This is a genomic window from Aeromonas sp. R4-3 (assembly GCF_040908275.1).
Lineage (GTDB): Bacteria > Pseudomonadota > Gammaproteobacteria > Enterobacterales > Aeromonadaceae > Aeromonas > Aeromonas rivipollensis.
In genome coordinates this window covers 145,840-170,534 of record NZ_JBFODK010000022.1, presented here as the reverse complement: position 1 = coordinate 170,534, position 24,695 = coordinate 145,840, and the positions used below count along the sequence as shown (strand labels likewise).

Genomic DNA, 24,695 nt, shown 5'->3' with positions numbered 1-24,695 from the left:
AACCTCCTTTCTGCCAATCAGAGTTGGATCACAACAGATAACGACATGTTAATTCATAGTGAATCCGATAACCGTGAGCTGCGTATATATTTCAGACGAGCCCAACCCAAGGAATGGCAACCATGTTTTACCTCTGCAGCATTGGATCCAATCTCGACCCTGCCCAGCATGTCAGCCAGGCCGTGGAAGAGCTGCTGGCGCGCTTCGGTCAGCTGCGTCTGAGCTCGGTGATCCAGACCAAACCGGTGGGGATGCAGTCGCGCCATGACTTTCTCAACTGCCTGTTCGTCGTCCAGAGCGAGCTCTCCGCCGCCCAGCTGAAAGCCGAATTCGTCACCATGGAGCTGGCCCATGGGCGGGATCGCGGCAATCCCCTGTGCAAGGTGACTGACAGGCCCCTCGACATCGACATCCTGGCCAGCCATGAGAGGGATGCCTTCGCCGGGGTCGGGGTGGATGCCTATCTCAGGGATCTGCTGGCCGAGATGTATGAGGGGGGACGGGTCGGCGCCCACAAGGTGGCGCTGCGTCTGCAGACCAGCAAGGTGTTTGCGCAGCAGAGCTTCGGCCAGCAGCCCGTCGCCCTGCGCCAAGCTGCCGAACAGCGTCAGGAGTTGCCCGCCGTGCACCCGGACCTGCCTGCCCATCAGGCAAGCATTCGGCCCAACTAGGCGCCCGGCACAGGGCGGCGAACGCCCGATCAGGCTACCGCCACCTCCAGCTCCATAGCCCCTCATGACGTCTAGATGACGGCGAGGGCCCGGCCACCGTCCACCCGGATGCTGGCCCCCGTCATATAGTCGTTTGTCATCAAGAGCCTGACTGCCTGCCAGATGGGCTCCAGCCCCCCCTCCCTCGCCAGCGGCGTCCGGGCCAGCACCTGCTGTCGCCAGGCGTCCCCATGTTCATCGAGGAACAGTATGGGGCCGGGCTCTATGGTGTTGACCCGCACCGCGGGCGCCAGCTCCCGGGCAAAGCTCATGGCCAGCGAATGCGCCCCGGCCTTGGTGGCCACATAGGCGGCGAACTGGGGCGCCGGGGCGTGAATATAGATGTCGGTGATGTGGATGATGCTGGCGTTGGGATTGCCTGCCAGCTTGGGTGCCAGCGCGCGATTCAGCTGAAATGGCGCCGCCATATGTACCCGGTAGAACTGCTCAAACTGCGCCAGCTGTGCCGCAGGATCCGCCGCCTGTGGCTCGAAGGCGGAGGCGTTGTGGATGATCAACGCCAGATCGTCATGGGCACCCAGCGCAGTGACAAGGCGGGCCACCTCCCCTTCCAGGGCGAAATCCGCCTGCACCAGCTCTACCCCCAGTGCCCGCAATCGGGCCAGCTCGGGCCGCTCGCTGCGATAGCTGCCCGTCACCTGCCAGCCCGCTGCCACCAGCTGTTCACACAGGTAGAATCCCAGCCGACGGCCGCAGCCCGTTACCAATGCACGCATAACCTCTCCTTTTGTCAGTGCTTGCCGACCCGGGGCCCTGCCTATCAATCTCCACGGCACAAGCCATTGGCCCCGTCCGCCGTCCAGGGGACATAGTGACACCACTTTAACCCTTTTGGAGCCATCCAGATGCTGCAGATCCGCAATCACATGAGCCGCCTGACCCACTCCCTCAGCCCGCAACTCGGCCTGGCTGAGGCCCTCGACAGACTCCATCAGGCCGATGCGAGCGGCCTGCCGGTGCTGGACGATCAGAAACGACTGATCGGATTTCTCTCCGAGCAGGACTGCATCCCCAGCCTGCTCACCGGCAGCTATCACTGCGACAGCCGCACCCGGGTGGAGGATCTGATGAGCCACACCCCGCTGTTCGTCAGCCCGGACGACAGCATCCTGGATCTCGCCCGCCAGATGACGGGGGCTAGGCCCAAGGTCTATCCGGTGCTGGAAGGGGGCAAGGTGGTCGGCATCATCAACCGCCGGCAGGTGATGCAGGCCCTCAACGCGCAGATGAAGCAGTGCCAGGCCACCTAGAGCTGGTAGCGTCTCCGATCGCCGATATCGAAATGCAGGGGCATGCGCCACTTGGCCAGACTGAGCAGGCCGAGCAGCAAGCCGCTCACCAGGGCAACCAGGGCCGTGGCCCAGGCGAAGCGGGTCCACTCCAGCAGCCATAGCAGGGGTAACAACAGAGGCAAGAGCCTGATACCCGGGATGGCGAAGCAGAACTGCTCCTTGAACGCCAGGCCACTGAGGGTGGCCAGGGCCGCCCCCAGCACCAGAAGGGCGGGAGCGCCGCAGGCGGCCAGCATCAATCCGCCCCAGGCCAGCCCCTGCAGGAGAAACCGGACCCGTTTGTCATAAATGTGCAGGCAGAACCCACACAGGCCGCTGGCCACCACCAGCATGGTCAGCCAGACGGCGGGGGACAAGGGCACCGGTCCTCCCAGCAAGCCAACCCCTCGACACAACAGCAGCAAAGCTGTCAGACTCAGACCGAGACGATAGAGACAGACAGAGAGCCTGTCGATGCCATCCAGTTCGCTTTCTACTTCAGGGTTTGCCATCCGGGGTCGTCTCTATTGAGGTATCTGCCGGTCACTATACCCCGTTGCGCATAAACCAGCCCCGAGTGTTCAGGAGATGTGATTTGCGAATCTTGCTCGTGCTCTGCTTGCTGCTGCCCTGCTGGCTGTCGGCCAAGGAGCTGGTCATTGGCGGCCTTCTTGAGCCCCCCCTGAAGTGGCTGGATGAGACAGGACAGCCACGGGGGCTGGATGTGGATCTGGTCACCACCATCTTTGGCGTCCTCCAGATCCCCATCAAAATAGAGCTGCTCGATTCCGGTGCCAGACTCACCCGCAACGCCGAGGGCGGCGTCTATGACCTGCTGCTGAGCCACTCCTACAAGCCGGAGCGAACGCGCTACCTGCTCTACCCCAAACAGGCCCATATCCGCCACAGCTGGCACTTCTTCGTGCGCAAGGCCGACATGAGCAAGATCCACTACCAGACCCTGGCCGATCTCAAGCCCTGGCGCATAGGTGTCACCAAGGACTTCTCCTACACTCCCGAGCTGGCGGCGGCCATGGCCGATCCTGCCTATCGCTTCCAGGCGATCCCCATCAACCAGCTGCAACTGCGCAAGCTGATCGCCGGGCGCATCGATCTGGTCCCCATGTCCCTGGTCACCGCCTTCACCCAGATAAGGGAAGAGGGGCTGGAGGGCAGGCTCGGCTACCTGCCAAAACCCCTCAAGACCAGTCCCTACTTCAATGTCTGGACCCGCTCCCGGGCCGATGCCGACACCCCGGCCCTGATGGCGGCCTATGACGCCGAACTGCTGCACATGAAGCATGACGGCCGCCTCAAGGCCCTCTACGACAAATACGGCATCCCCTATCTCGAGCCCTGATCCCTAGGATCAGGGCTTCACGTCTCTCAATATCGGGTTCTGCAACGAAATGAGCGTTTCGCATGGGGCATGGATCTCGTACTACCCTCCATGCACTGCCCCCTCAGGGTTTCACATCTCTCAGGATGGGATTTTGCAGCGAGATCAGGGTTTCGCATGGGGCATGGATCTCGCACTGCCCTCCATGCACTGCCCCCTCAGGGTTTCACATCTCTCAATATCGGGTTCTGCAGCGAGATCAGTGTTTCGGTGGACTGGATCTCGTCTATGGTCTGGATCTTGTGGATCAGCACAGTCTGCAACTCGTCGATGGAGCGGGTCATCACCTTCATGAAGATGCTGTAGTGGCCAGTGGTGTAATAGGCCTCCACCACCTCGTCCAGCGCTTGCAACTTGGCCAGAGCCGAGGGGTAATCCTTGGCGCTCTTGAGGTTGATGCCGATAAAGCAGCAGACGTCGTAACCCAGCTTCTTGGCATTCACCTGCACCCGGGTCCCCTCTATGATCCCCGCCTGCTTCATCTTCTCCACCCGCACATGAATGGTGCCCGGGCTGACCGCCAGCTGTTTGGCCAGCTCCGCATAGGGAAGCCGCGCATTCTCCATCAGGGCGGTGAGGATGGCCTGATCGAGATTATCGATCCGATAATTTTCCGACACTTTTTTGCACTCCCGTTGACGATCTCTCAGCAAACACCCGGATATTTTGAACAAAAAAATGCGTAAAGCCTATTTCTATTATCGAATATTGAATTTTGTGCGAAATCTGTTGAAGAATCGCCACATCCAACGGGTTTGAAACAGGTATTTCCCATGAAACAGCACTACATTCGCAGCCAACAACAGATCAGCTTCGTCAAAGAGATGTTCTCCCGCCAGCTCGCCCAGCAACTGGGTCTGATGGAGGTGCAAGCCCCCATTCTGAGCCGGGTCGGTGATGGCACTCAGGACAACCTCTCCGGCCACGAGAATGCGGTGCAAGTGAAGGTGAAGACGCTGCCCGAACACAGCTACGAGGTGGTGCACTCCCTGGCCAAGTGGAAGCGCCATACCCTGGGTCGCTTCGGCTTCGGCCCGGGTGAAGGCATATACACCCACATGAAGGCCTTGCGTCCGGACGAAGACAGACTCACCCCCATCCACTCCGTCTATGTGGATCAGTGGGACTGGGAGAAGGTGATGCCAAGCGAGCGCCGGGATCTCGCCTATCTGCAGGAGACGGTGCGCGGCATCTGGGCCGCCATCAAGGCCACAGAGCGCGCTGTCTGCGCCGAGCACGAGCTGACCCCCTTCCTGCCAAGCGAGATCCAGTTCCTGCACAGCGAAGAGCTGCTGACCCGTTACCCGGACCTCGATGCCAAGGGGCGCGAGCGGGCCATCGCCAAGGAGCTGGGAGCCGTCTTCCTCATCGGCATCGGCGGTGCCCTCTCCCACGGTGAGCGTCACGACGTGCGCGCCCCTGACTATGACGACTGGAGCAGCGAGAGCGAACTGGGCCTGGCCGGTCTGAACGGCGACATCCTGGTGTGGAACCCTGTGCTGGAAGACAGCTTCGAGATCTCCTCCATGGGGATCCGGGTGGACGCCGAGGCCCTGCGCCGCCAACTCGCCATCACAGGGGACGAGGATCGCCTGCAGTACGACTGGCACCAGGATCTGCTGGCCGAGCGGATGCCGCAAACCATAGGCGGCGGCATAGGCCAATCCCGTCTGGCCATGCTGTTGCTGCAAAAAGAGCATATAGGTCAGGTACAAGTCGGTGTCTGGCCATCCGAGATGAAGGCTGCCATCCCGGGCATGCTGTAAGCAGATTGATGGCATCCGGCAACCCATGCCGGATGCCGAAGGTGTGTGGCGGTGCGGACTGAAAGAGCGCAGTCCGGACAGGCTGTAAGGAGAGGGTCATCCAGGATGACCCTCTGCGAAACCGGGGCTTGCCCCTGCGACCCGTTCAACCCACGCAAGGTCGCATCGAATACATTCCTCCCGGCAATCTTTGGATTGCCGTTTTTTTTGCCTGCACCCGAGCGGCCCATGAAAAAAGGGGCCTGAGCCCCTCTGCAGTCCTGCCTCGGCCCTCAATACGCCTTGCTGCCCAGCAGGTGGCCATCCACCGGGGAAGGCAAGCCGTACTGGGAGTAGGTGCCATGGAACGCCTTGGTGGTCTGGCCGAGATCCCCCTTGAACCTGGGATCCTGAGGACGCTCGTGGCTGTTGATGTACAGGGAGACATCCCAGGCCTGCTGATCGCTCAGACTCCCCCCCTGGGAGAGCGGCATGTTGCTCTTGATGAAGGCGGCCGCCTTGTCGATGCCGTGCATGCCCGCGCCCCAGTTGTAGCTCTCCTTGCCCCACAGGGGCGGGAAGACGTAGCGATCCGCCACCTTCTTGCCCTCCCCCTCACCGCCGTGGCAATCGGCACAGCGCTCGGCATAGACGCTCTGGCCCCGCTTGAAATCGGGGGCCTGGGGAGGGGTGGCGATGGTGAAGAAGTTGCGCCCGGGCAGCTTGTCGCTGATGGGGGCAGCGCTCGCCAGCCAGTAGGAGTAGGCCACCAGATCCCGGATCGCCTGACTGTCATAGGCGGGGGGCTGGCCCTCTCTGGCATTCATCGAATAGAGGAAGCAGCCTTGCAGCCGATCCTCATAGGTGTTCACCTTGTTGTTCTTCTTGCGATAGGCGGGGTAGGCCGGATAGGCCCCCCACATCGGACTGGCACCGGCAATGATGCCGGCCCCCAGGTGGCAGTTGCTGCACTGCAAGCCGTTCCCCGGCTGGCCCTGCCCCTTGAGCTGCTGGGTGTTGACGAACAGGCTGTAGCCACGCTTGATGGCCGCACCCATCTCCCCCTCCGGCACGGCAGACCAGTCGGGCACCTTGTGGTAGTTGCCATCGGGTGCCTTCTCCCCGAGCGGGACGCTGAACTGATCCTCGAACGCTGCCCCATGAGCCAGACCGGCCAGCAGGCAGACCATCAGATATGTATGCTTCATTTCGCCACCCCCTGCGCCGCGAAGTAGTTGGCCACGGCGTCCATTTCCGCCTCGCTGAGCGACTTGGCGATGGCAGGCATGGAGCCCATGGCGCCAAGCGGGCGCTTGTCGGCCTTCCAGTAGATCAACTGCCGCTTGAGGTAGGCGGGATCCTGACCGGCGAGACGGGGAAACAGGGGCATGACGCCGACGCCACTCGGGCCATGGCAAGCCACGCAGGCCGGCAGATTACGCTCAGGTTTGCCGGCCAGGGCCAGCCGCTCCCCCGTCTCCATGTCCCCGGGCCACTTGTCGCCGCTCCAGTGCAGGCTCACCTCCCTGGCGGCAGCCTGGCCGGCAAAATGGCTGGCCGCCCGGGCTATCTGCTCGTCGCTCAACTGGTAGATGATGGGATTCATGAAATCGCTGACCCGTTTGCCGCTGCGAAAGGCACGCAGTTGCTCGGTCAGGTAGGCCTCCGACTGTCCCCAGAGATTGGGGATGTTCGACTCCTTGGGCACGCCGTTCATCCCGTGGCAGGTGGCGCAGATCTGGGGTACATCCTGGGTTGCTTGCTCCCCCTGCACCGCCAGGGGCACCAGGCTGCTGCACAGCAACATGAGCGAAAATCGTGTTCTCATCGGCAAAGGCTCCCTCTCCTGACAATGACAATGGCGTCATTAATGGTATGAAGCCTATCACTACAATTCGATGACCAATAGTTATCGCCATGTTAACGCCAACACGCTGCGACAATAAAAAACGCCAGCCCTAGGGCTGGCGTGGTTCTGGTCGATGGCCTCATCGCCAGCGCCGTGGTGCTGGTTGGGCTAGCTTCCCACCTCGCTCAGGCTCACGGGAACACATGTTCAAAGCCCGCCCCTATCTGGGTTTGCCTTGGCAGCCCCACCTTCCGCTTGCCGGTACAGTGGCAGGCAAAAAGGCGGCCGACCCCTTCCCCTTGCAAATACGACCCCAGCGCCTCTGCCCGTTGCGGGCCGGAAAACTTCAGGTGCAAGCCACCTATGACGGCATGCACCCGCTCGTCGCCACACACCTCCTTGGCCCACTGGACGATGTTTTCGACCCCGGAGTGGCCGCAGCCGATGAAGACAATCAGACCCTGCTCGCTCTTGTAGGCCAGCGCCGAGTCGTCGCTGATAAGATCCTTCTCCACTCGCCCGCCCCGCACCATGTAACCAAGCAAGGAGGGTTTGGCCCGATCCCGTCGCAGTATGGATCCCAGGAACACCAGTCGCTCGGACAGCCAGACCGGCTCGGCCGAACAGTGAGGGATCAGCCCTCTCGTCGCCAATTGTTGCGGATCCAGATCCCCCGAGAGGCGGTAGAGGTTGTAGCGTCGGGGCAGCAACGGCAGGAAGTAGCCCCGCTCATTGAACACATCCGGACAGGCGATCAACGGGATGGGATCGGGATATAGGGGCAGGGAGCCGATGCCGCCCACATGGTCGTAATGACCGTGGGACAGCACCACCTGGGTGAGGGAGCCGAGATCGACCCCCATCACCTCGGCATTGTGGCGCAGCGCCCGGCCCCGACCGCTGTCGAACAGCACCCTGAGGCCATCGCACTCCAACAACAACGACAGTCCCTTTTCAGGCAGGCAGCCGGGTAGATGAACATCATCATCCACCAAGACGGAAAACTTCAGCATCTCAATCACCCTGAAAACAAAACGCAGGCACAAGGCCTGCGTTTTTCATCGATGACACCATCATGGCTGGCTCATGGTGAGCCCGTTGCTGTCGGCACCCAGCAGCAACTTCTTGCCCGGGATGACCCGGCCGCTGAGCAGCGCCTGGGCCAGCGGGTTCTCCACCTTCTGCTGGATTGCCCGCTTGAGGGGGCGCGCCCCGTAGACGGGATCGAAACCGGCGTGAACCAGCTTGGTCAGCAGCTCCTCGCTCACCTCCACCTCGAAGCCCTGAGACTCCAGACGGCCCATCAGGCTCTTGAGCTGGATCCGGGCGATGGACTTGATGTGATCCTCGTCCAGCGGGTGGAACACCACAGTCTCGTCGATCCGGTTGATGAACTCCGGGCGGAAGCTGCGGGTCAGCAGCTCCATCAGCAGGGCCTTCATCTCCTCATAGTCCTTCTCGGCGTAGTGCTCCTGGATGAGATCCGAGCCGAGGTTGGAGGTCATGATCACCACGGTATTGCGGAAATCGACGGTGCGGCCCTGACCATCGGTCAGGCGACCGTCGTCCAGCACCTGCAACAGAATGTTGAACACATCCGGGTGCGCCTTCTCCACCTCGTCCAGCAGGATCACAGAGTAGGGGCGACGGCGTACCGCCTCGGTGAGATAACCCCCCTCCTCGTAGCCCACGTAGCCGGGAGGCGCCCCCACCAGCCGTGCCACGCTGTGCTTCTCCATGAACTCGGACATGTCGATGCGCACCATGGCGTCCTGGGTATCGAACAGGAACTCGGCCAGCGCCTTGCACAGCTCTGTCTTGCCCACCCCGGTCGGCCCGAGGAACAGGAAGGAGCCGATGGGGCGGTTCGGATCGGACAGCCCGGCGCGGGAGCGACGGATGGCGTTGGAGACGGCGTCCACCGCCTCTTCCTGGCCGATCACCCGGCTGTGCAGTTGCTCTTCCATCCGCAGCAGCTTGTCCCGCTCCCCTTCCAGCATCCGCGCCACCGGAATGCCGGTCCAGCGCGCCAGGACGTCTGCGATCTCCACGTCGGTGACTCTGTTGCGCAGCAGGCTGGTCTCCTGCATCTCCGCCTGGGTGGCGAGATCCAGCTGTTTCTCCAGCTCGGGGATGCGGCCGTATTGCAGCTCGGACATGCGGCCGAGATCCCCGGCCCGGCGGGCCACCTCGAGATCCTGACGGGCCTGCTCCAGCGCAGCCTTGATGTGCTGGGTACCGGCAAGGGCGGCCTTCTCGGCCTTCCACACCTCTTCCAGTTCGTTGTATTCCCGCTCCTTCTCGGTCAGCTCATGGTTGAGCAGATCGAGGCGCTTGCGACTGGCGTCGTCGTCCTCCTTCATCAGCGCCTGCTGCTCCAGCTTGAGCTGTATGATGCGCCGCTCCAGCCGGTCCAGAGACTCGGGCTTGGAGTCGATCTGCAGCCGGATGCTGGCCGCCGCCTCGTCGATGAGATCGATGGCCTTGTCAGGCAGCTGGCGATCCGCGATGTAGCGGTGGGACAGCTGGGCCGCCGCGACTATGGCGGGGTCAGTGATCTGCACATGGTGGTGCAGCTCGTAGCGTTCTTTAAGGCCGCGCAGTATGGCGATGGTGTCCTCCACCGAGGGCTCCTCCACCAGCACCTTCTGGAAGCGGCGCTCCAGGGCGGCGTCTTTCTCCACGTACTGGCGATATTCGTCGAGGGTGGTGGCACCGACGCAGTGCAGCTCACCGCGCGCCAAGGCTGGTTTGAGCATGTTGCCCGCGTCCATGGCACCCTCGCCCTTGCCGGCGCCGACCATGGTGTGCAGCTCGTCCACGAAGAGGATGACGTTGCCCTCCTCCTTGGCGAGATCGCTCAGCACCGCCTTGAGCCGCTCCTCGAACTCGCCGCGATACTTGGCACCGGCCACCAGGGCCCCCATGTCGAGGGACAACACCCGCTTGTTCTTGAGCCCCTCCGGCACCTCGCCATTGATGATGCGCTGGGCCAGCCCCTCGACGATGGCGGTCTTGCCCACACCGGGGGCACCGATCAGTACGGGGTTGTTCTTGGTGCGGCGCTGCAGCACCTGTATGGTGCGGCGGATCTCTTCATCCCGGCCGATCACAGGGTCAAGTTTGCCGAGTTCGGCCCGCTCGGTGAGGTCTATGGTGTACTTCTCCAGCGCCTGGCGGTTCTCCTCGGCGTTGGCATCATCGATCTTCTTGCCGCCACGGACCTTGTCGATGGCCTGCTCGAGTTTTTCCTTGGTCAGACCCTGGGCGCGCAACAGCTCCCCCAGGTTGCCCTTCTCGTCGAGGGCGGCCAGCACGAACAGCTCGGACGAGATGAACTGATCCTTGCGCTGTTGGGCCAGCTTGTCGCAGACGTTGAGCAGACGACCGAGGCCGTTGGAAAGTTGCACATCCCCTTCGACGCCGCTCACCTTGGGCAGGCGGTCGAGCTCCTCGCCGAGACGGGAGCGCAGGGCGTTGATGTCCATCCCGGTCAGGGTCAGCAGCGGGCGGATGGAGCCGCCATCCTGATTGAGCAGGGCTGTCATCAGGTGGACGGGTTCGATGAATTGGTGGTCACGACCCAGTGCGAGAGACTGGGCATCGGAAATAGCGACTTGGAATTTGCTGGTCAGGCGATCGAGGCGCATTGCACTCCCCCTTTGAAACAGACACGCCGCTTGCGCGGCAAACAACATGATCTTCTGACAAGGTAAATGAGGCCCGTACGGGTTATTTCAAGGGTTGAGGCTGGTTATTTTTTCTGCAAAACGGGGAGGGGGTCGGATCCCCGCCCCTTCCACGCGGATTTGATCGTGAGAGGAGCGGGGCGGGTGCTTGACCAGCGCTTAGCGGGCCAGCCAGATAAGGGTGGCCATGCGGCCGGTCTGGCCGTCGCGGCGACATGGGCAGTAGAACTGCGCTCTGCACGGGAGGCAGTCCCCAGAGACAATTACTCTGCCAGCCAGATCAGCGATGCCATCCGGCCGGTCTGGCCGTCGCGGCGATAAGAGTAGAACTGATCGCCGTCGCTGAAGGTGCAGAATTCGCCGCCATAGACAGCGTTCACACCGGCGCGAGCCAGTCGCAGCCGGGCCAGCCGGTAGATATCCGCCAGCCATTTCCCCTCGCTGACTGAAGGTACGAAAGCGGATTCGGCTTCGGCCTGCTCCGCCATAAAGGCCTCGCGCACCTCACCACCCACTTCGAACGCCGTGGGGCCTATCGCCGGACCGAGCCAGGTCAGGATCTCCCCCGGCTCGCAGCCCATGGCGGCGATGCTGGCTTCCAGTACCCCTCCATGGAGCCCACGCCAACCGGCGTGAGCGGCCGCCACCACTGTGCCGGCCCGGTCGCAAAACAGCACCGGCAGGCAGTCGGCTGTCATCACTATGCAGGCCTGCCCGGCTTGCTGGGCGCAGGCCGCATCGGCGTCCGGCGCCCTTTCATAGTCGCTGCCGACCCTGTGGACTGCGGTGCCGTGCACCTGGTTGAGCCAGTTGAGGGGCCCGGGGATCTGCGCCGCCTGCTGCAGGCGGGCACGGTTGGCCTCGACCCGTGCCGGCTCGTCCCCCACGTGGGCCCCCAGGTTGAGACCGGCGAAGACCCCTTCGCTCAGGCCACCATCCCGGGTGGTCGACAGGACCCTGACATTGCCAGGAGCGGGCCAGTCGGGTTCAATCCAGTTCATCTGTGACTCCTTCCATTCACGGATATAAAAACGGGGCTCCTGAAAGGGAACCCCGTTTGGCATCTCTTGGGGCCGGACGGCGGCAGAAACCGACGCAGGCCCTATTGCATCAGCTCCAGACCAAATCGTCCGGGTTGGCCAGGGTATCAGCCCGCAGCACTTCCATCAGATCCAGCATGTCTTGCGGCGTGGCAGAGTGCCACTCCATGACTTCGCCGGTGATGGGGTGAGCCAGCTTCAGCATGGTGGCGTGCAGCGCCTGGCGGTTGAAGTTGCGCAGGGCCAGGGTCAGCTCCGGGGTCGCGTTGCGCAGCAGGCGCAGACGGCCACCGTAAGCGGGATCACCCACCAGCGGATGCTTGATGTGAGCCATGTGGACACGGATCTGGTGGGTACGGCCGGTTTCCAGACGCAGACGCAGACGGGTGTGGCCACGGAACTTCTCGTGCACCCGGTAGTGGGTCACGGAAGGACGGCCATTGGGCACCACAGCCATATGGGTACGCTGGGTCGGGTGACGGCCGATGGGGGCATCCACGGTACCGCCTGCGGTCATGTGACCTATGGCGACGGCCTCGTACTCACGGGTGATCTGACGCGCCTGCAGCGCCTCCACCAGATGGGTCTGGGCCGGGATCGTCTTGGCAACCACCATCAGACCTGTGGTGTCCTTATCCAGACGGTGCACTATGCCGGCACGGGGTACCTCGGCGATGCCGGGGTAACGGTGCAGCAGGGCGTTGAGTATGGTGCCATCCGGCGTGCCGGCGCCCGGGTGAACCACCAGGCCGGCCGGCTTGTCGATCACCAGAATGTGTTCATCTTCATAGACGATGTTGAGGTCGATGTTCTGGGCATCCCAGCGGGTGTCATCTTCCAACTCGACATCTACATGTACCTGCTGCCCGGCCACCACTTTCTCGCGCGGGGTATTGGCAACCTGACCGTCCAGGGTCACTCTGTCCTGTAAAATCCACTCCTTGATGCGGGTTCTGGAGTAGTCTGGAAACAATTCGGCCAGGGCCTGGTCGAGTCGCTGCCCGAATTGGTGATCCTGAAATTCGCCTGTCAGTTCAATATGCTGGCTCATGTATGGTCTCTTGAGCGGGGGTATCAATTCGAAATAATCCGGGTATTCTAGCTTTTCTTTTAGCCAAGCATAACGGATACTTTGCCAATTTCGTGGAAATGGACCGGATGTTGTTGATGGGAAAGAAGTCTCGCCTGCTGATGTCGCTCGCCTTGGTCGCTACGCTGATCACTGGCTGTTCCAGCACCAAACCCAAGGTTCCCGACGAACCGCCGGAAGTTCTGTACCAGAAAGCCCGTCTCAAACTGGACACAGGCAACTACCTGAATGCCATCGAGTTGCTGGAAGCGCTGGACTCTCGTTACCCGTTCGGCGCCTACTCCAACCAGGTGCAGCTCGATCTCATCTACGCCTACTACAAGCAGGATGATACCGCCCAGGCGATCGCCAATATCGACCGCTTCATCCGCCTCAACCCGGCGCACAAGAACATCGATTACGTGTTCTACATGCGCGGTCTGACCAACATGGCGGCGGATTACAACTTCTTCCAGGACTTCCTGGGCATAGATCGGGACGACAAGGACCCCTCCTACGCCCGTCAGGCCTTCCAGGACTTCAAGACCCTGCTGCAGAGCTACCCCAACAGCAGCTACGCGGCCGATGCCCGTGCCCGCATGGTCGGTCTGAAGACCCGCCTCGCCCGCTACGATCTGGGGGTGGCCGAGTATTACGTGAAGCGTGATGCCCTGATCGCCGCCGCCAACCGCGCCAAGCTGGTGGTCGAGACCTATCCCGACACTGTCGAGACAGAGAAGGCACTGGAGATCATGGTCAACGCCTACGATACCCTGAAGATGCCGACCCTGGCCCGCCACGCCCGCGAAGTGCTGGCCAAGAACTACCCGGACAATCGCCTCGGCCGCGGCTGAGCATGACGGGAACAAAAAAACCGATGCCAAGGCATCGGTTTTTTTATGGCTGCAATCTCCGCGCAGAGTGCACCTCCCACGACGGCGCCCTGCATGCGCCGTCATCTTCATTCAGCTACTTGGCTACATTGCCCGCCACGTTGAGCACATCCCAGGTGCGGGAGAAGGGCGGCGCATAGGCGAAGTCCAGCATGCCGAGCTGATCCGTGGTCACCCCCATGGTGATGGCCACCGCCAGGGCATCGATGCGGTGTACCGCCCCCTTGCGACCCAGGATCTGGCCCCCCAGCAGCCGCTTGCTGCCCGCCTCATAGACCAGCTTGACGTGGATGTCTGACTGGCCCGGGCAGTAGTTGGTGTGACACTTGTCCTTGATCACCACGGTGCGGTAGTCGATGCCCAATTGTTGGGCCTCTTTCTCAGAAAGCCCGGTGCGACCCGCCTCCAGCCCCAGCACCTTGAGCGCCGCCGAGCCCAGCGTGCCCGGAAACTCCTGGCCAGCGCCGGCCAGGTTCTCCCCCACCATGCGCCCCAGCTTGTTGGCTATGGTGGCGAGCGGCACATAGACCTGCTGCTGCTTGACGCTGTGCCAGACGCTGGCACAGTCCCCCGCCGACCAGACGTTGGGCAACGAGCTGCGGCCCTGACGGTCGACCTTGATGGCGCCATTGCCGAGCCGCTCTATGCCGGTGTCGGCCAGGAACTCGGTGTTGGGCCTGACCCCGGTGCAGACCACCACTATATCGGCCTGGTACTCACCCTGGTCGGTGCGCACGCCGGTCACCCGGCCCTCCCCCAGCAAGGCTTGGACGCGCTCCCCCAGATGCAGAGAGACCCTCTGCTCGCGCAGCTCGGTCTCGATGTGCTGGGTGATCTCCGAGTCGAAGGCATCGGGGATGACCCTGTCCGCCAACTCGATGAGGCGTACCTCCTTGCCCTGATGGACCAGGGCCTCGACCACCTCCAGCCCGATAAAGCCGGAGCCGATCACCACCGCCTTCTTGTTGCGCGGATCCTGCACCGCTGCCTTCAGTGCCAGTCCATCGCTCATACGACGCAGGCCGAACACCCCTTGCTGCTGCAAGCCGGGGATGGGGGGCATCTGTTCGCGGGCACCTGTGGCTATCATCAGCCGATCGTAGCTATCGGTGAAGCTGTCCCCCTTGTGTTCCACCCGCAGGGTCTGGGCAGTCGCGTCCAGGCTCAGTACCCTGTGGCCAATCTTCACCTCTATCCCCTTGGCGGCGAACTGCTCCGGGGTGAACTCGGCCATGTAGCCCGGCTCCTGGAAGTCGTCCCCCACGAAGTAGGGCAGACCGCAGGCCCCGAAGGAGATCACCTCGGAGGCCTCATAGACCACAATCTCGGCATCCTTGGCCAGACGGCGCGCCTTGGCCGCCGCACTCATGCCGGCGGCTTCGCCACCGATGATCACAATACGCATAGCTTGACTCCAGTCACGACAGGGGAGGCCTCGCCTCCCCTTTTCATAAACAAATCAGAAGATAAGATCCGGTCAGACCGCGGACTCTTCCCCGTCCAGGCTGACCTCGGCATCGCCGTTGAAGACCGCCATGTCGGTCTGCCCCATCAGGCGGCTGGTGAGGGTGCCGGCCGTAATGGATCCTGAGACGTTGAGGGCGGTGCGGCCCATGTCGATGAGGGGCTCGATGGAGATGAGCAGCCCCGCCAGGGCCACCGGGAAGTCCAGGGCGGAGAGCACGATCAGCGCCGCGAAGGTGGCGCCGCCCCCCACACCGGCCACCCCGAAGGAGCTGACTGTGATGATGGCGATAAGCGTCATGATGAAGCCGGGATCCAGGGGATCGACCCCCACGGTCGGGGCTATCATCACCGCCAGCATGGCCGGGTAGATGCCGGCGCAGCCGTTCTGGCCTATGGTGGCGCCGAAGGAGGCGGCGAAGTTGGCTATGCCCGCCGGAATGCCGAGCGCCCGGGTCTGGGTCTGCACGTTCATCGGGATGGAGCCCGCACTGGTGCGCGAGGTGAAGGCGAAGGCCAGCACCGGCATGATCTTCTTCAGGAAGCGCAGCGGGTTGATGCCCACCAGGCTCACCAGCAGCAGGTGCACCAGGAACATGATGGCGATGGCGCCGTAAGAGGCCAGCACGAAGTTCAGCAGGTTGATGATGTCCGCGTAGTTGGAGCCGGACACCACCTTGGCCATCAGCGCCAGCACGCCATAGGGGGTGAGGCGCAGCACCAGGGTCACCATCCGCATGACGATGGCGTGGGCCACCTGCATGAAGCGCTCGAAGCTGGCGAAGATCTCGGGCTGCTTGCGGGCGATGCCGGTGGCGGACAGGCCGATGAAGATGGAGAAGATCACCACGGCTATGGTGGAGGTCTTGCGTGCCCCCGTCATGTCGAGGAAGGGGTTGGCCGGGATGAACTCCAGCACCATCTTGGGGAGGGACATGCTCTCGACGCTGCCGAGGCTGGTCTGCAGGGCCGCGCCACGGGCCGTCTCGGCGGCGCCGGCAACCAGCCCCTCGGCACTCAGGCCGAACAGGTTGGACATCAGTATGCCCGCCCCGGCGGCGATCATGGTGGTGAAGATCAGCACCCCTATGGTCAGGGCGCTGATCTTGCCGAGCGCCGTGCCGCCGCTCAGCTTGAGGATGGCACCTATGATGGAGACCATGATCAGCGGGATGATGATCATCTGCAGCAGCTTCACGTAGCCGCTGCCGACCAGATCCAGGTAGTCGCCGGTCTGGACCAGCACCTCGGAGCCGACGCCGTACAGCAGTTGCAAGGCCCAGCCGAACAGGACCCCGAGCCCCAGCCCCGAGAAGACCCGGCGGGTGAAGCTGACGTGGGTCTGCTGCAAGCGGTAGAGAAACAGCAGCAACATGACCAGGATGGTCAGATTACCGATAACGCTAAGAGTCATGATATTCCCCAAAAATAAACGGGCGAGGCCCGAGATGGATGGACGGGCGCACCCTGCGCCTCGCCCCGAAACTGGCCGCATCGTGGCGGCACGCCCCCCGTTCGGGGTGACGTCAATCTCTGTAAAAACCGGGGGCGGCCAGTGCCGCCCCCACTCATCAGCCAGCCTTGCCTTGTTGCTTGGCCCGCATGATGTTGATGATCTCTATGTCGGTGTCCAGCATCCCCTGTTTCGAGAGACGGCCCAGGTTCGCTATGGTCTGGTCCACATCGTCGGAGACTATGCCCTCGCTCTGGGGCACGTGCAGGTTGTTGATGGCCATCAGCGACGACTTGACCGCCGCCGAGGTGGAGGTGGACACCTTCATGGAGCAGGCGCTGCCGGCACCGTCGCAGATGATGCCGGAGACGTCGCCAATCATGTTGTTGATGCAGTGGCTGATCTGCTCGAACTGGCCGCCCAGCAGCCAGGTGATGGCGGCGCCCGAGCCCATGGCGGCGGTACTGGCGGCGCACAGGGCCGACAGCTTGTTCTGGTAGGCCTTGATGTAGATGGCCACCAGGTGGCTCATCACCAGTGCCCGGGTCAGCTGCTCGTCATCGGCCTTGAGGAAGCGGGCGGCGGCGACCACCGGCATGGTGGCGGCTATGCCCTGGTTGCCCGAGCCCGAGTTGGACATGGCGGGCAGCATGGCGCCGTCCATCCGCGCGTCCGACGCGGCAGAAGAGAGGCGCATGGCCAAGGTCATCAGATCGTCCGAGAGCAGCTTGCGCTCCACCTGCTCGGTGAGGATCTTGCCGATACGCAGGCCATAGCCCTGCAGCCCCTCATCCGCCAGCGCCTGGTTCATGGTGGCGGCCTCGCGGATGAAGTCGAGCTCGGCCAGTGGCGCCTCCAGGGCGAACGCCACTATCTCCCGCAGCGTCATGGCGGGCTTATCGGATTTCGCGGGCTGGATCTGCACCCCGGGGGCACTGTCCTGCTCCATCAACACCTCGCCATCCTTCTCCAGCAGCACTATGCGAGTGTGATCCGTGCAGATCACCACACGGGCGCTGTGACCGTCGGCCTCGGCCAGCACCTCGGCGTAGAGCACGTCAGGCACGTCCTTCACGTCCACCTTGATGATGGGCAGCAGCGCCTTGGCGGCGTCCACCTGCTCCGGGGTCAGGGTCTTGAGCACCTCCAGCCCCGCATCCGGGTTGCCCCCCGTGATGCCGACGGCGGCGGCGACCGGCAGGCCTATCATGCCGGTGCCGGGTACCCCGACCCCCATGCCATTCTTGAACAGATTGCCGCTGACCCAGACGCTGATGCGGGTCGGATCCTGCCCCAGCAGCTTGCGGCAGTTGGCGGCGGCCAGCGCCACCGACATGGGTTCGGTGCAGCCCAGGGCCGGCACCACTTCACGCTTGAGCAGAGTAATAAAGTCGGTCCATTGTGCTTTCATCTGTGGTTTCTCTGGTTCACTGTGCCGCAGGCATCATATGGGGGTATGGGTGCTATCTGGAGGGCCGCCCGCCGGGCCACCCCGTCCATGTCACTTTATTTGATTCTAGTGGCGCGAGTCTCAAATAAAATTGAGCCCCCTCGCCTTTTGCCGCCATTATGCCTTCCAGCGAGGGCAACGTCACCGGATTGCTGCCCTTCCGCCGGTAGCAGATCTCCCCTCCCGGCCAGGGCCCTTTGCCATCAATGTCTTGCCCGCGCCCCGTGAAAAGCGGGCAATAAAAAAGGAGGCCGAAGCCTCCTCTTGTCTCATCCCATCGACGCTTAGAGCGCCTTCAGGATGGCCTCGACGCTGGCCTTGGCATCGCCAAACAGCATCTGGGTGTTCTCCTTGAAGAACAGCGGGTTCTGGACACCGGCGTAGCCAGTGTTCATGGAGCGCTTGAAGCCGATGACGTTCTGCGCCTTCCACACTTCCAGCACCGGCATGCCGGCGATGGGGCTGCCCGGATCTTCCATGGCGGCCGGGTTGACGGTGTCGTTCGCACCTATCACCAGCACCACGTCGGTATCGCTGAAGTCCTCGTTGATCTCGTCCATTTCCAGAACTATGTCGTAGGGGACCTTGGCTTCCGCCAGCAGCACGTTCATGTGACCAGGCAGACGACCGGCAACCGGGTGGATACCGAAGCGCACCTTGACGCCGCGCTCGCGCAGCTTGTGGGTGATCTCGGCAACCGGGTACTGGGCCTGCGCCACCGCCATGCCGTAGCCCGGGGTGATGATGACGGAGCTGGCGTTCTTCAGCATGTCGGCCACATCTTCGGCGTTGGTCTCGCGGTATTCGCCCATCTCCTGATCGGCCGTGGAGGCCACACCGTCGGAGCCGAAGCCACCGGCGATGACGGAGATGAAGGAGCGGTTCATCGCCTTACACATGATGTAAGAGAGGATGGCACCGGAGGAACCCACCAGGGCACCCACCACGATCAGCAGGTCGTTGGAGAGCATGAAGCCCGCCGCCGCCGCTGCCCAACCTGAGTAGGAGTTCAGCATGGAGACCACCACCGGCATGTCGGCGCCGCCGATGGAGGCCACCAGGTGCCAGCCGAAGGCGAAGGCGATCAGGGTCATCACCAGCAGGGCGAAGGTGGAGCCACCGGCGTTGACGAAGTGGATCATCAGCGCCAGCGAAACCACCACGGCCAGCAGGTTCAGCTTGTGACGATGGGGCAGTTGCAGCGGCTTGGAAGAGATGAGGCCACGCAGCTTGCCGAACGCCACGACTGAACCGGTGAAGGTCACGGCACCGATGAAGACGCCCAGGAAGACTTCCACCAGGTGGATGTTCAGCATGGCGCCGGAGAGGTGCTCGACCTGGGCGACGCTGGCCGCCTGCTCGAACGCCGCCCGGGCAGCAGCCAGGGTCGCATCCAGGTTGGAGCCGACGGAGACGACGACCTCCGCGGGTGCGGAGGGGTGCAAGTCGATGAAGCTGTTGAAGCCCACCAGCACCGCCGCCATGCCCACGAAGCTGTGCAGCACGGCCACCAGCTCGGGCATCTCTGTCATCTCGACCTTGAGCGCCAGGCGCACGCCGATGGCGCCGCCGATGACCATGGCCAGGACAATCCAGTGCACGCCACTGGTTTCCGGGTTGAAGACGGTGGCGAGCAGGGCGATGGCCATCCCCGCGATACCGAACAGGTTGCCATGCTTGGCCGTTTCTTGCTTCGACAGTCCCGCGAGACTGAGGATGAAGAGCACGGCGGCAACGATATAGGATGCTGTTACCAGTCCTTGAGACACGTTAAACCCCCTTAATCCTTACGGAACATCTTCAGCATGCGCTGAGTGACGGTGAAGCCACCGAAGATGTTGATACTGGCAATCAGCACGGCGATAAAGGCCAATACGGTGACCAGGGTCGACCCTTGCCCAATCTGCAGCAGGGCACCGACCACGATAATACCGGAGATGGCATTGGTGACCGACATCAGCGGCGTGTGCAGGGCGTGAGAGACGTTCCACACCACGTAGTAACCGACCACGCAGGCCAGGATGAAGACGGTGAAGTGGGAGAGGAAGGCGGCAGGTGCCACCGCCGCGACCCAACCGAAGGCGGCGATGCCGAGGGCACCGAACACGAACTTCTTGTTGGACGGTTTCTTCTCTTCGGCCTTCTTCGGCGCAACCTTGGCGGCCGGCTTCTGCGGCGCGGCAGAGACGGAGATGGCGGGGGGCGGGAAGGTCACTTCACCGGCCTGGATCACCGTCATGTTGCGCTGAACCACGTCTTCGAAGTCGATGGCGACGTTGCCGTCCTTCTCCTTGCACATCAGCTTCATCAGGTTGACCAGGTTGGTACCGTAGAGCTGGGAGGATTGGGCGGGCAGACGACCCGGCAGATCGGTGTAACCTATCACCTTGACGCCGTTCGGGGTGACGAACAGTTCGGTCGGCTTGGTGTACTCGCAGTTGCCACCGGTGGCGGCAGCCAGATCCACGATGACGGAACCCGGCTTCATGCTGTCGACCATCTCCTTGGTGATCAGCTTGGGCGCCGGACGACCGGGGATCAGGGCGGTGGTGATGATGATGTCCACTTCCTTGGCCTGCTGGGCAAACAGCTCCATCTCGGCCTTGATGAACTCATCGGACATGACCTTGGCATAACCGTCGCTGGAGGCACCGTCTTCGCTACCGAAGTCCAGCTTGAGGAATTCACCCCCCATGGATTCGATCTGCTCGGCGACTTCCAGACGGGTGTCGAATGCACGCACTATGGCGCCGAGGGAACCGGCGGTCCCGATGGCGGCCAGACCGGCCACACCGGCGCCTATCACCAATACCTTGGCGGGCGGTACCTTGCCGGCGGCGGTGATCTGACCGGTGAAGAAGCGACCGAACTGGTGGGCGGCTTCGACCACGGCGCGATAGCCACCTATGTTGGCCATGGAGGAGAGGGCATCGAGGGACTGGGCACGGGAGATCCGCGGCACCATGTCCATCGCCATCACATTGATGTTGCGCTCGGACAGCTTCTTGACCAGCTCGGGGTTCTGGGCAGGCCAGATGAAGCTCACCAGGGTGGCACCATCCTTAATTTGTGCGATCTCGGCATCGGTCGGCGCGTTGACCTTGAAGATAAGGTCGGCTTGCCAGACGCTCGGCACCACGCTGGCACCGGCAGCCTCGAAGGCGGCATCATCGAAGCTGGCCAGCTGGCCGGCACCGGCCTCGATGGCGACCTCGAAGCCGAGCTTTTTCAGCTGCTCGACGGTGGCCGGGGTCGCTGCGACCCGGGTCTCACCGGCGAGACTCTCTCTCGGTATTCCAATCTGCATGACTATTCCCTGATGGTTAATAAACAATCACTGCCCAGTCTCTCATGTCTGAGGGGACAAGGCATGATCAAAGTGCAGGTCACGGGCCCTTTGTTATGAAAATCAGCAGGCTTTACCTCAACCTCCTGTCATGGTCAGGCCCCCGCTTTTCAGGCGCGAAGGTGATTAGTATCAAATTTTGGAGTTTTATTACAACCACGACCCCGAGCGGGCGGGTACAGAATTCAGCCCATCCCGGACCATGATTAAAAAAAACAAACCAAATTAGGGGCTTATACCAGCAAAATGCGCTGAAAAAAGTGATCCAACCAGTCAAAAAAAATGTTTTGCCGAGCCTCTACCTTAGCGTTTTTTGTTCTTATGAAATCTGCCGTTGGCTCATCTGATGAGATGAAAGGGGAAAAAGTAACCGTTTTGTAACGACTCGGGGGCCGCGCCGCCGCCATAAGGCGGGAGCGGGCCCCCTGATTCAACCCCGGACAAGGCCGGAGCTGGTCTCTCGCCTCTTACCAGGCGGCTTCATAAATATGCCGGCTCTGCACCAGGTCGATGTCGCCGTGTTCCCCGAGCGCCGTCATGCCGTGCTCTTCGAGCTTGGCCAGCAGGGTGTCGATATTGGCATCGGCCAGGCCGTAGTCCCGCAGCCGGGTTTTGACCCCCATCCGCTCGAAGAAGTCGCGGGTGGCTTTGATGGCGCCGTCGATGCGCTCTTCTTCGCTGCCGCTGCGCAGATCCCAGACCCGCTCGGCGTATTGCAGCAGCTTGGCGTGCTTCTGTTCACGCTTGGCGTCAAGCAGGGCGGGCAGCACCACCGCCAGGGTCTGGGCGTGGTCGAGGCCGTGCAGGGCGGTCAGCTCGTGGCCCAGCATGTGGGTGGCCCAGTCCTGGGGCACGCCGGCTCCGATCAGGCCGTTGAGCGCCATGGTGGCACTCCACATGATGTTGGCGCGCACCTCGTAATTTTCCGGCTCCACCAGCGCCTTGGGGCCCTCTTCAGCCAGGGTCAGCAGCAGGCCTTCGGCGAAGCGATCCTGCACCTTGGCGTTGACCGGGTAGGTGAGGTACTGCTCCAGGGTGTGGATGAAGGCATCCACCACGCCGTTCGCCACCTGGCGGGCCGGCAGTGTGTAGGTGAGCACCGGATCCAGCACGGCGAAGCGCGGCATCACAAACGGCGAGAAGAAGTGCTGCTTGTCACCGCTGCTCCTGCGGGTGATGACGGCCCCCATGTTCATCTCGGAGCCGGTGGCCGGCAGGGTCAGCACGGCGCCGAGGGGAATGGCGGAAGCCACCTCGCCACCGACCGTCTCGAGGATGTGCCAGGGCTCTTTGGCCAGATCGTAGTGAGCGGCAGCGGCGATAAACTTGGTGCCATCGAGCACCGAGCCACCGCCGACGGCGAGCAGGAAATCGATCTGCTCGGCACGGGCCAGCTCGACCGCCCCCATCAGGGTCTCGTAAGCCGGGTTGGGCTCTATGCCGCCGAACTCGAACAGGGTCAGGCCCGCCAGTTCGCTGCGGATCTGCGCCAGCAGGCCGCTACGCACCACGCTGCCGCCACCGTAGGTGATGAGGACACGGGCGTCGGCCGGGATCTGGCCGCGCAGCTGGGCCACCTGGCCCTTGCCGAACAGCACCTTGGTGGGGGTATGGAGAGTAAAGTTGTTCATCGACATTGCCTTCTTCTGATGGTCCGGCGGCCTGGCCGCAAAATGTTGATTGCATTTTTCTACAGGCAACCTCTACCATCAAGGCAACATTCTGCACATTGCTTGCCTATTTCTACAAATCATCAGAATCCACCCGGAGCGACCATGTCCAACCGTTACGCCGATCTCGCCGCCAGGCTGGCCCGCCACGTCACCACCCCGGGTATCACCCCCTCCCCGGTGGATCAGGTGAACCTCATCTACACCACCGAGTATCACGGCCGCACGCCCGTGCTCTACCAGCCCCGGATGATCGTCATACTGCAGGGACACAAGGTGGGCTATCTGGCGGATCAGGTGTTTCGCTACGACCCCAGCCACTACCTGCTGATGACACTGCCGCTGCCCTGCGAGTGCGAGTGCTTCGCCTCCCCCGAGCAGCCCCTCATCGGCTTCTCCCTGGAGATCAACGTCGCCACCCTGCAAGAACTGCTGCTGGAGCTGGGGGATGCCCTGCCCGCCCCGGCTATGCAAAAAAGCGGTGTGCACTCTGTCCCCCTGTCCGAAGAAATGTTCTGTGCCGCCGAGCGATTGATCGATCTGATGGACAAGCCCCACCACGCCCGGGTGCTGGGGCCGCAGACGGTGCGGGAGATGCTGTTCTACGCCCTGCACGAAGGGGGTGGCCCGGCGCTGCAGGCGCTGGCCAATCGTCACAACCATGTGGGCCAGATAGCCCGGGTGCTGCGTATGATAGAGGCGCGCTACGCCGACACCCTGACCATGGAGGAGCTGGCCCGGGAGGTAAACATGAGCGTCTCCGCCTTCCACCACCACTTCAAGGCGGTCACCGCCACCTCGCCCCTGCAGTACATCAAGTCGTTTCGCCTGCACAAGGCGCGCATGATGATGCTGCACGACGGCATCAAGGCGGGGGCGGCGGCGGCCAAGGTAGGCTACGAGAGCAACTCCCAGTTCAGCCGGGAGTACAAGCGCTTCTTCGGCAGCACGCCGACGGATCAGGCCTCCCGCTTCCGGGAAGGCCAGTTGCACATCATCGAAGGCTAAAAGAGAGGGATCCCCCATGCGTTCACTGCTTTGTCTGCTCACCGCCTGGCTACTGACGGCCTGCACCGGCCTCGCCGACGGCATCCGCCCCGTCACCGGCTTCCAGCTCGATCGCTACCTCGGCACCTGGTACGAAATCGCCCGTCTCGACCACAGCTTCGAGCGGGGGCTGGAGCGGGTGAGCGCCACCTACAGCCTGCGTGACGACGGCGGCGTCAAGGTGCTCAACCGCGGCCTGCAGAGCGATGGCAGCTGGCGCGAGGCCGAAGGCAAGGCCTACTTCGTGGACAAGCCTACCGAGGCGCGGCTCAAGGTGAGCTTCTTCGGCCCCTTCTACGGCGGCTACAACGTCATCGATCTGGACCCCGACTACCAGCTCTCCCTGGTGACCAGCTACAACCACGACTATCTGTGGATCCTCTCCCGCGCCCCCCAGCCGCCCAAGGCCAAGGTGGATGCGCTGATCGCCAAGGCGAGGGGGCTGGGCTTTGCCACCGACCAGCTTATCTGGGTCAGCCAGGAGCAGGCCGGGAACACGCCTTGAAGATCTTCCAGGCCACCCCGCCGGACATTCCCCGGGTCGCCCCCTGATGCTGAGCACAGCCACCGACAATCAGG

22 protein-coding genes are annotated in these 24,695 nt (G+C 62.7%); 7 read left to right on the top strand and 15 right to left on the bottom strand.

Translation table 11 applies throughout. The features are described from left to right. Nucleotides 1-122: 122 nt before the first annotated feature. The gene (gene folK, locus AB5Y91_RS06080) at nt 123-671 is read left to right on the top strand and encodes a 2-amino-4-hydroxy-6-hydroxymethyldihydropteridine diphosphokinase (RefSeq protein ID WP_139743799.1); all 549 of its coding nucleotides are present in this window, start codon (nt 123-125) and stop codon (nt 669-671) included. Between the two features lie 71 nt (nt 672-742). Here folK and AB5Y91_RS06075 read toward each other — a convergent pair whose 3' ends face one another. Continuing rightward, nucleotides 743-1,447, bottom strand: a complete 705-nt coding sequence (locus tag AB5Y91_RS06075; protein WP_368169295.1) for an SDR family oxidoreductase — start codon at nt 1,445-1,447, stop codon at nt 743-745. Between the two features lie 129 nt (nt 1,448-1,576). Between AB5Y91_RS06075 and AB5Y91_RS06070 the strand changes: the two genes are divergently transcribed. After that, complete coding sequence (locus AB5Y91_RS06070) at nt 1,577-1,981, top strand: CBS domain-containing protein (RefSeq protein ID WP_368169294.1); 405 nt, start codon at nt 1,577-1,579, stop codon at nt 1,979-1,981. Here AB5Y91_RS06070 and AB5Y91_RS06065 read toward each other — a convergent pair. Further along, nucleotides 1,978-2,514, bottom strand: coding sequence for a DUF2301 domain-containing membrane protein (locus AB5Y91_RS06065; RefSeq protein ID WP_234568774.1), 537 nt, complete (start codon nt 2,512-2,514; stop codon nt 1,978-1,980). The genes AB5Y91_RS06070 and AB5Y91_RS06065 overlap by 4 nt on opposite strands. An 83-nt stretch (nt 2,515-2,597) precedes the next feature. Here AB5Y91_RS06065 and AB5Y91_RS06060 point away from each other — a divergent pair, with 83 nt between their 5' ends. Further along, a complete protein-coding gene (locus tag AB5Y91_RS06060) occupies nt 2,598-3,362 on the top strand; it encodes a substrate-binding periplasmic protein (RefSeq protein WP_368169293.1) in 765 nt (254 codons plus the stop codon). Between the two features lie 197 nt (nt 3,363-3,559). Here AB5Y91_RS06060 and asnC read toward each other — a convergent pair whose 3' ends face one another. Then, nucleotides 3,560-4,021 (bottom strand): transcriptional regulator AsnC, encoded by a 462-nt coding sequence (gene asnC, locus AB5Y91_RS06055; RefSeq protein WP_106885545.1) that lies wholly within the window; start codon nt 4,019-4,021, stop codon nt 3,560-3,562. Between the two features lie 153 nt (nt 4,022-4,174). On the opposite strand from asnC, the gene asnA reads away from it, so the two are divergent. Continuing rightward, a complete protein-coding gene (asnA, locus tag AB5Y91_RS06050; RefSeq protein ID WP_171275244.1) occupies nt 4,175-5,167 on the top strand; it encodes an aspartate--ammonia ligase in 993 nt (330 codons plus the stop codon). Between the two features lie 272 nt (nt 5,168-5,439). Here asnA and AB5Y91_RS06045 read toward each other — a convergent pair whose 3' ends face one another. From AB5Y91_RS06045 to rluD, 6 genes are all read right to left on the bottom strand, one after another. Then, entirely contained in the window at nt 5,440-6,354 is a 915-nt protein-coding gene (locus tag AB5Y91_RS06045) for a c-type cytochrome (RefSeq protein WP_368169292.1), read from the bottom strand. Beyond that, nucleotides 6,351-6,974 carry a cytochrome c gene (locus AB5Y91_RS06040; protein WP_163137528.1) on the bottom strand — a complete coding sequence of 208 codons (624 nt, stop codon included), beginning with the start codon at nt 6,972-6,974 and terminating at the stop codon, nt 6,351-6,353. Before AB5Y91_RS06040 ends, AB5Y91_RS06045 begins: the two co-directional genes overlap by 4 nt. A 212-nt stretch (nt 6,975-7,186) precedes the next feature. Continuing rightward, a complete protein-coding gene (locus tag AB5Y91_RS06035; RefSeq protein ID WP_368169291.1) occupies nt 7,187-8,008 on the bottom strand; it encodes an MBL fold metallo-hydrolase in 822 nt (273 codons plus the stop codon). Between the two features lie 60 nt (nt 8,009-8,068). Beyond that, nucleotides 8,069-10,645 (bottom strand): ATP-dependent chaperone ClpB, encoded by a 2,577-nt coding sequence (gene clpB, locus AB5Y91_RS06030; RefSeq protein ID WP_234676341.1) that lies wholly within the window; start codon nt 10,643-10,645, stop codon nt 8,069-8,071. A gap of 302 nt (nt 10,646-10,947) precedes the next feature. Further along, complete coding sequence (gene pgeF, locus AB5Y91_RS06025; protein ID WP_368169290.1) at nt 10,948-11,685, bottom strand: peptidoglycan editing factor PgeF; 738 nt, start codon at nt 11,683-11,685, stop codon at nt 10,948-10,950. Between the two features lie 109 nt (nt 11,686-11,794). Then, complete coding sequence (rluD, locus tag AB5Y91_RS06020; protein WP_005324417.1) at nt 11,795-12,775, bottom strand: 23S rRNA pseudouridine(1911/1915/1917) synthase RluD; 981 nt, start codon at nt 12,773-12,775, stop codon at nt 11,795-11,797. Nucleotides 12,776-12,891: 116 nt separating this feature from the next. Between rluD and AB5Y91_RS06015 the strand changes: the two genes are divergently transcribed. Beyond that, nucleotides 12,892-13,647, top strand: coding sequence for an outer membrane protein assembly factor BamD (locus AB5Y91_RS06015; RefSeq protein ID WP_163137524.1), 756 nt, complete (start codon nt 12,892-12,894; stop codon nt 13,645-13,647). A 115-nt stretch (nt 13,648-13,762) separates the two neighbouring features. On the opposite strand, the gene AB5Y91_RS06010 is transcribed toward AB5Y91_RS06015, so the two are convergent. The 6 genes from AB5Y91_RS06010 to yqhD form a co-directional block, all read right to left on the bottom strand. Beyond that, on the bottom strand, nt 13,763-15,091 hold the full coding sequence (locus tag AB5Y91_RS06010; protein ID WP_368169289.1) for a CoA-disulfide reductase: 1,329 nt from the start codon (nt 15,089-15,091) through the stop codon (nt 13,763-13,765). 72 nt (nt 15,092-15,163) lie between these two features. After that, nucleotides 15,164-16,564, bottom strand: coding sequence for an L-cystine transporter (locus tag AB5Y91_RS06005; RefSeq protein ID WP_368169288.1), 1,401 nt, complete (start codon nt 16,562-16,564; stop codon nt 15,164-15,166). Nucleotides 16,565-16,721: 157 nt separating this feature from the next. Then, nucleotides 16,722-18,014: a serine dehydratase subunit alpha family protein gene (locus AB5Y91_RS06000; RefSeq protein ID WP_111910890.1), complete on the bottom strand. Its 1,293-nt coding sequence runs from the start codon at nt 18,012-18,014 to the stop codon at nt 16,722-16,724. Nucleotides 18,015-18,337: 323 nt separating this feature from the next. After that, the gene (gene pntB, locus AB5Y91_RS05995; protein WP_106885534.1) at nt 18,338-19,822 is read right to left on the bottom strand and encodes a Re/Si-specific NAD(P)(+) transhydrogenase subunit beta; all 1,485 of its coding nucleotides are present in this window, start codon (nt 19,820-19,822) and stop codon (nt 18,338-18,340) included. An 11-nt stretch (nt 19,823-19,833) separates the two neighbouring features. Beyond that, nucleotides 19,834-21,360 (bottom strand): Re/Si-specific NAD(P)(+) transhydrogenase subunit alpha, encoded by a 1,527-nt coding sequence (gene pntA / locus AB5Y91_RS05990; RefSeq protein WP_106885533.1) that lies wholly within the window; start codon nt 21,358-21,360, stop codon nt 19,834-19,836. A 506-nt stretch (nt 21,361-21,866) separates the two neighbouring features. Further along, nucleotides 21,867-23,030, bottom strand: a complete 1,164-nt coding sequence (gene yqhD / locus AB5Y91_RS05985) for an alcohol dehydrogenase (protein ID WP_111910889.1) — start codon at nt 23,028-23,030, stop codon at nt 21,867-21,869. 144 nt (nt 23,031-23,174) lie between these two features. Between yqhD and AB5Y91_RS05980 the strand changes: the two genes are divergently transcribed. Beyond that, nucleotides 23,175-24,077 (top strand): AraC family transcriptional regulator N-terminal domain-containing protein, encoded by a 903-nt coding sequence (locus AB5Y91_RS05980; RefSeq protein WP_368169287.1) that lies wholly within the window; start codon nt 23,175-23,177, stop codon nt 24,075-24,077. A gap of 16 nt (nt 24,078-24,093) precedes the next feature. Beyond that, entirely contained in the window at nt 24,094-24,621 is a 528-nt protein-coding gene (locus AB5Y91_RS05975; RefSeq protein WP_368169286.1) for a lipocalin family protein, read from the top strand. Nucleotides 24,622-24,695: the final 74 nt, after the last annotated feature.

Excerpts from the sequence above, each read along its gene's own strand:
- folK (WP_139743799.1), top strand. The coding sequence starts at position 123 with ATGTTTTACCTCTGCAGCATTGGATCCAATCTCGACCCTGCCCAGCAT.
- AB5Y91_RS06065 (WP_234568774.1), bottom strand. The coding sequence starts at position 2,514 with ATGGCAAACCCTGAAGTAGAAAGCGAACTGGATGGCATCGACAGGCTC.
- pgeF (WP_368169290.1), bottom strand. The coding sequence starts at position 11,685 with ATGAACTGGATTGAACCCGACTGGCCCGCTCCTGGCAATGTCAGGGTC.
- AB5Y91_RS05975 (WP_368169286.1), top strand. The coding sequence starts at position 24,094 with ATGCGTTCACTGCTTTGTCTGCTCACCGCCTGGCTACTGACGGCCTGC.
- AB5Y91_RS06000 (WP_111910890.1), bottom strand. The coding sequence starts at position 18,014 with ATGAAAGCACAATGGACCGACTTTATTACTCTGCTCAAGCGTGAAGTG.
- clpB (WP_234676341.1), bottom strand. The coding sequence starts at position 10,645 with ATGCGCCTCGATCGCCTGACCAGCAAATTCCAAGTCGCTATTTCCGAT.
- AB5Y91_RS06010 (WP_368169289.1), bottom strand. The coding sequence starts at position 15,091 with ATGCGTATTGTGATCATCGGTGGCGAAGCCGCCGGCATGAGTGCGGCG.
- asnA (WP_171275244.1), top strand. The coding sequence starts at position 4,175 with ATGAAACAGCACTACATTCGCAGCCAACAACAGATCAGCTTCGTCAAA.
- AB5Y91_RS06035 (WP_368169291.1), bottom strand. The coding sequence starts at position 8,008 with ATGCTGAAGTTTTCCGTCTTGGTGGATGATGATGTTCATCTACCCGGC.
- rluD (WP_005324417.1), bottom strand. The coding sequence starts at position 12,775 with ATGAGCCAGCATATTGAACTGACAGGCGAATTTCAGGATCACCAATTC.
- AB5Y91_RS06070 (WP_368169294.1), top strand. The coding sequence starts at position 1,577 with ATGCTGCAGATCCGCAATCACATGAGCCGCCTGACCCACTCCCTCAGC.
- AB5Y91_RS06040 (WP_163137528.1), bottom strand. The coding sequence starts at position 6,974 with ATGAGAACACGATTTTCGCTCATGTTGCTGTGCAGCAGCCTGGTGCCC.
- yqhD (WP_111910889.1), bottom strand. The coding sequence starts at position 23,030 with ATGAACAACTTTACTCTCCATACCCCCACCAAGGTGCTGTTCGGCAAG.
- AB5Y91_RS06075 (WP_368169295.1), bottom strand. The coding sequence starts at position 1,447 with ATGCGTGCATTGGTAACGGGCTGCGGCCGTCGGCTGGGATTCTACCTG.
- AB5Y91_RS06015 (WP_163137524.1), top strand. The coding sequence starts at position 12,892 with ATGGGAAAGAAGTCTCGCCTGCTGATGTCGCTCGCCTTGGTCGCTACG.
- AB5Y91_RS06045 (WP_368169292.1), bottom strand. The coding sequence starts at position 6,354 with ATGAAGCATACATATCTGATGGTCTGCCTGCTGGCCGGTCTGGCTCAT.
- AB5Y91_RS06005 (WP_368169288.1), bottom strand. The coding sequence starts at position 16,564 with ATGACTCTTAGCGTTATCGGTAATCTGACCATCCTGGTCATGTTGCTG.
- AB5Y91_RS05980 (WP_368169287.1), top strand. The coding sequence starts at position 23,175 with ATGTCCAACCGTTACGCCGATCTCGCCGCCAGGCTGGCCCGCCACGTC.
- pntA (WP_106885533.1), bottom strand. The coding sequence starts at position 21,360 with ATGCAGATTGGAATACCGAGAGAGAGTCTCGCCGGTGAGACCCGGGTC.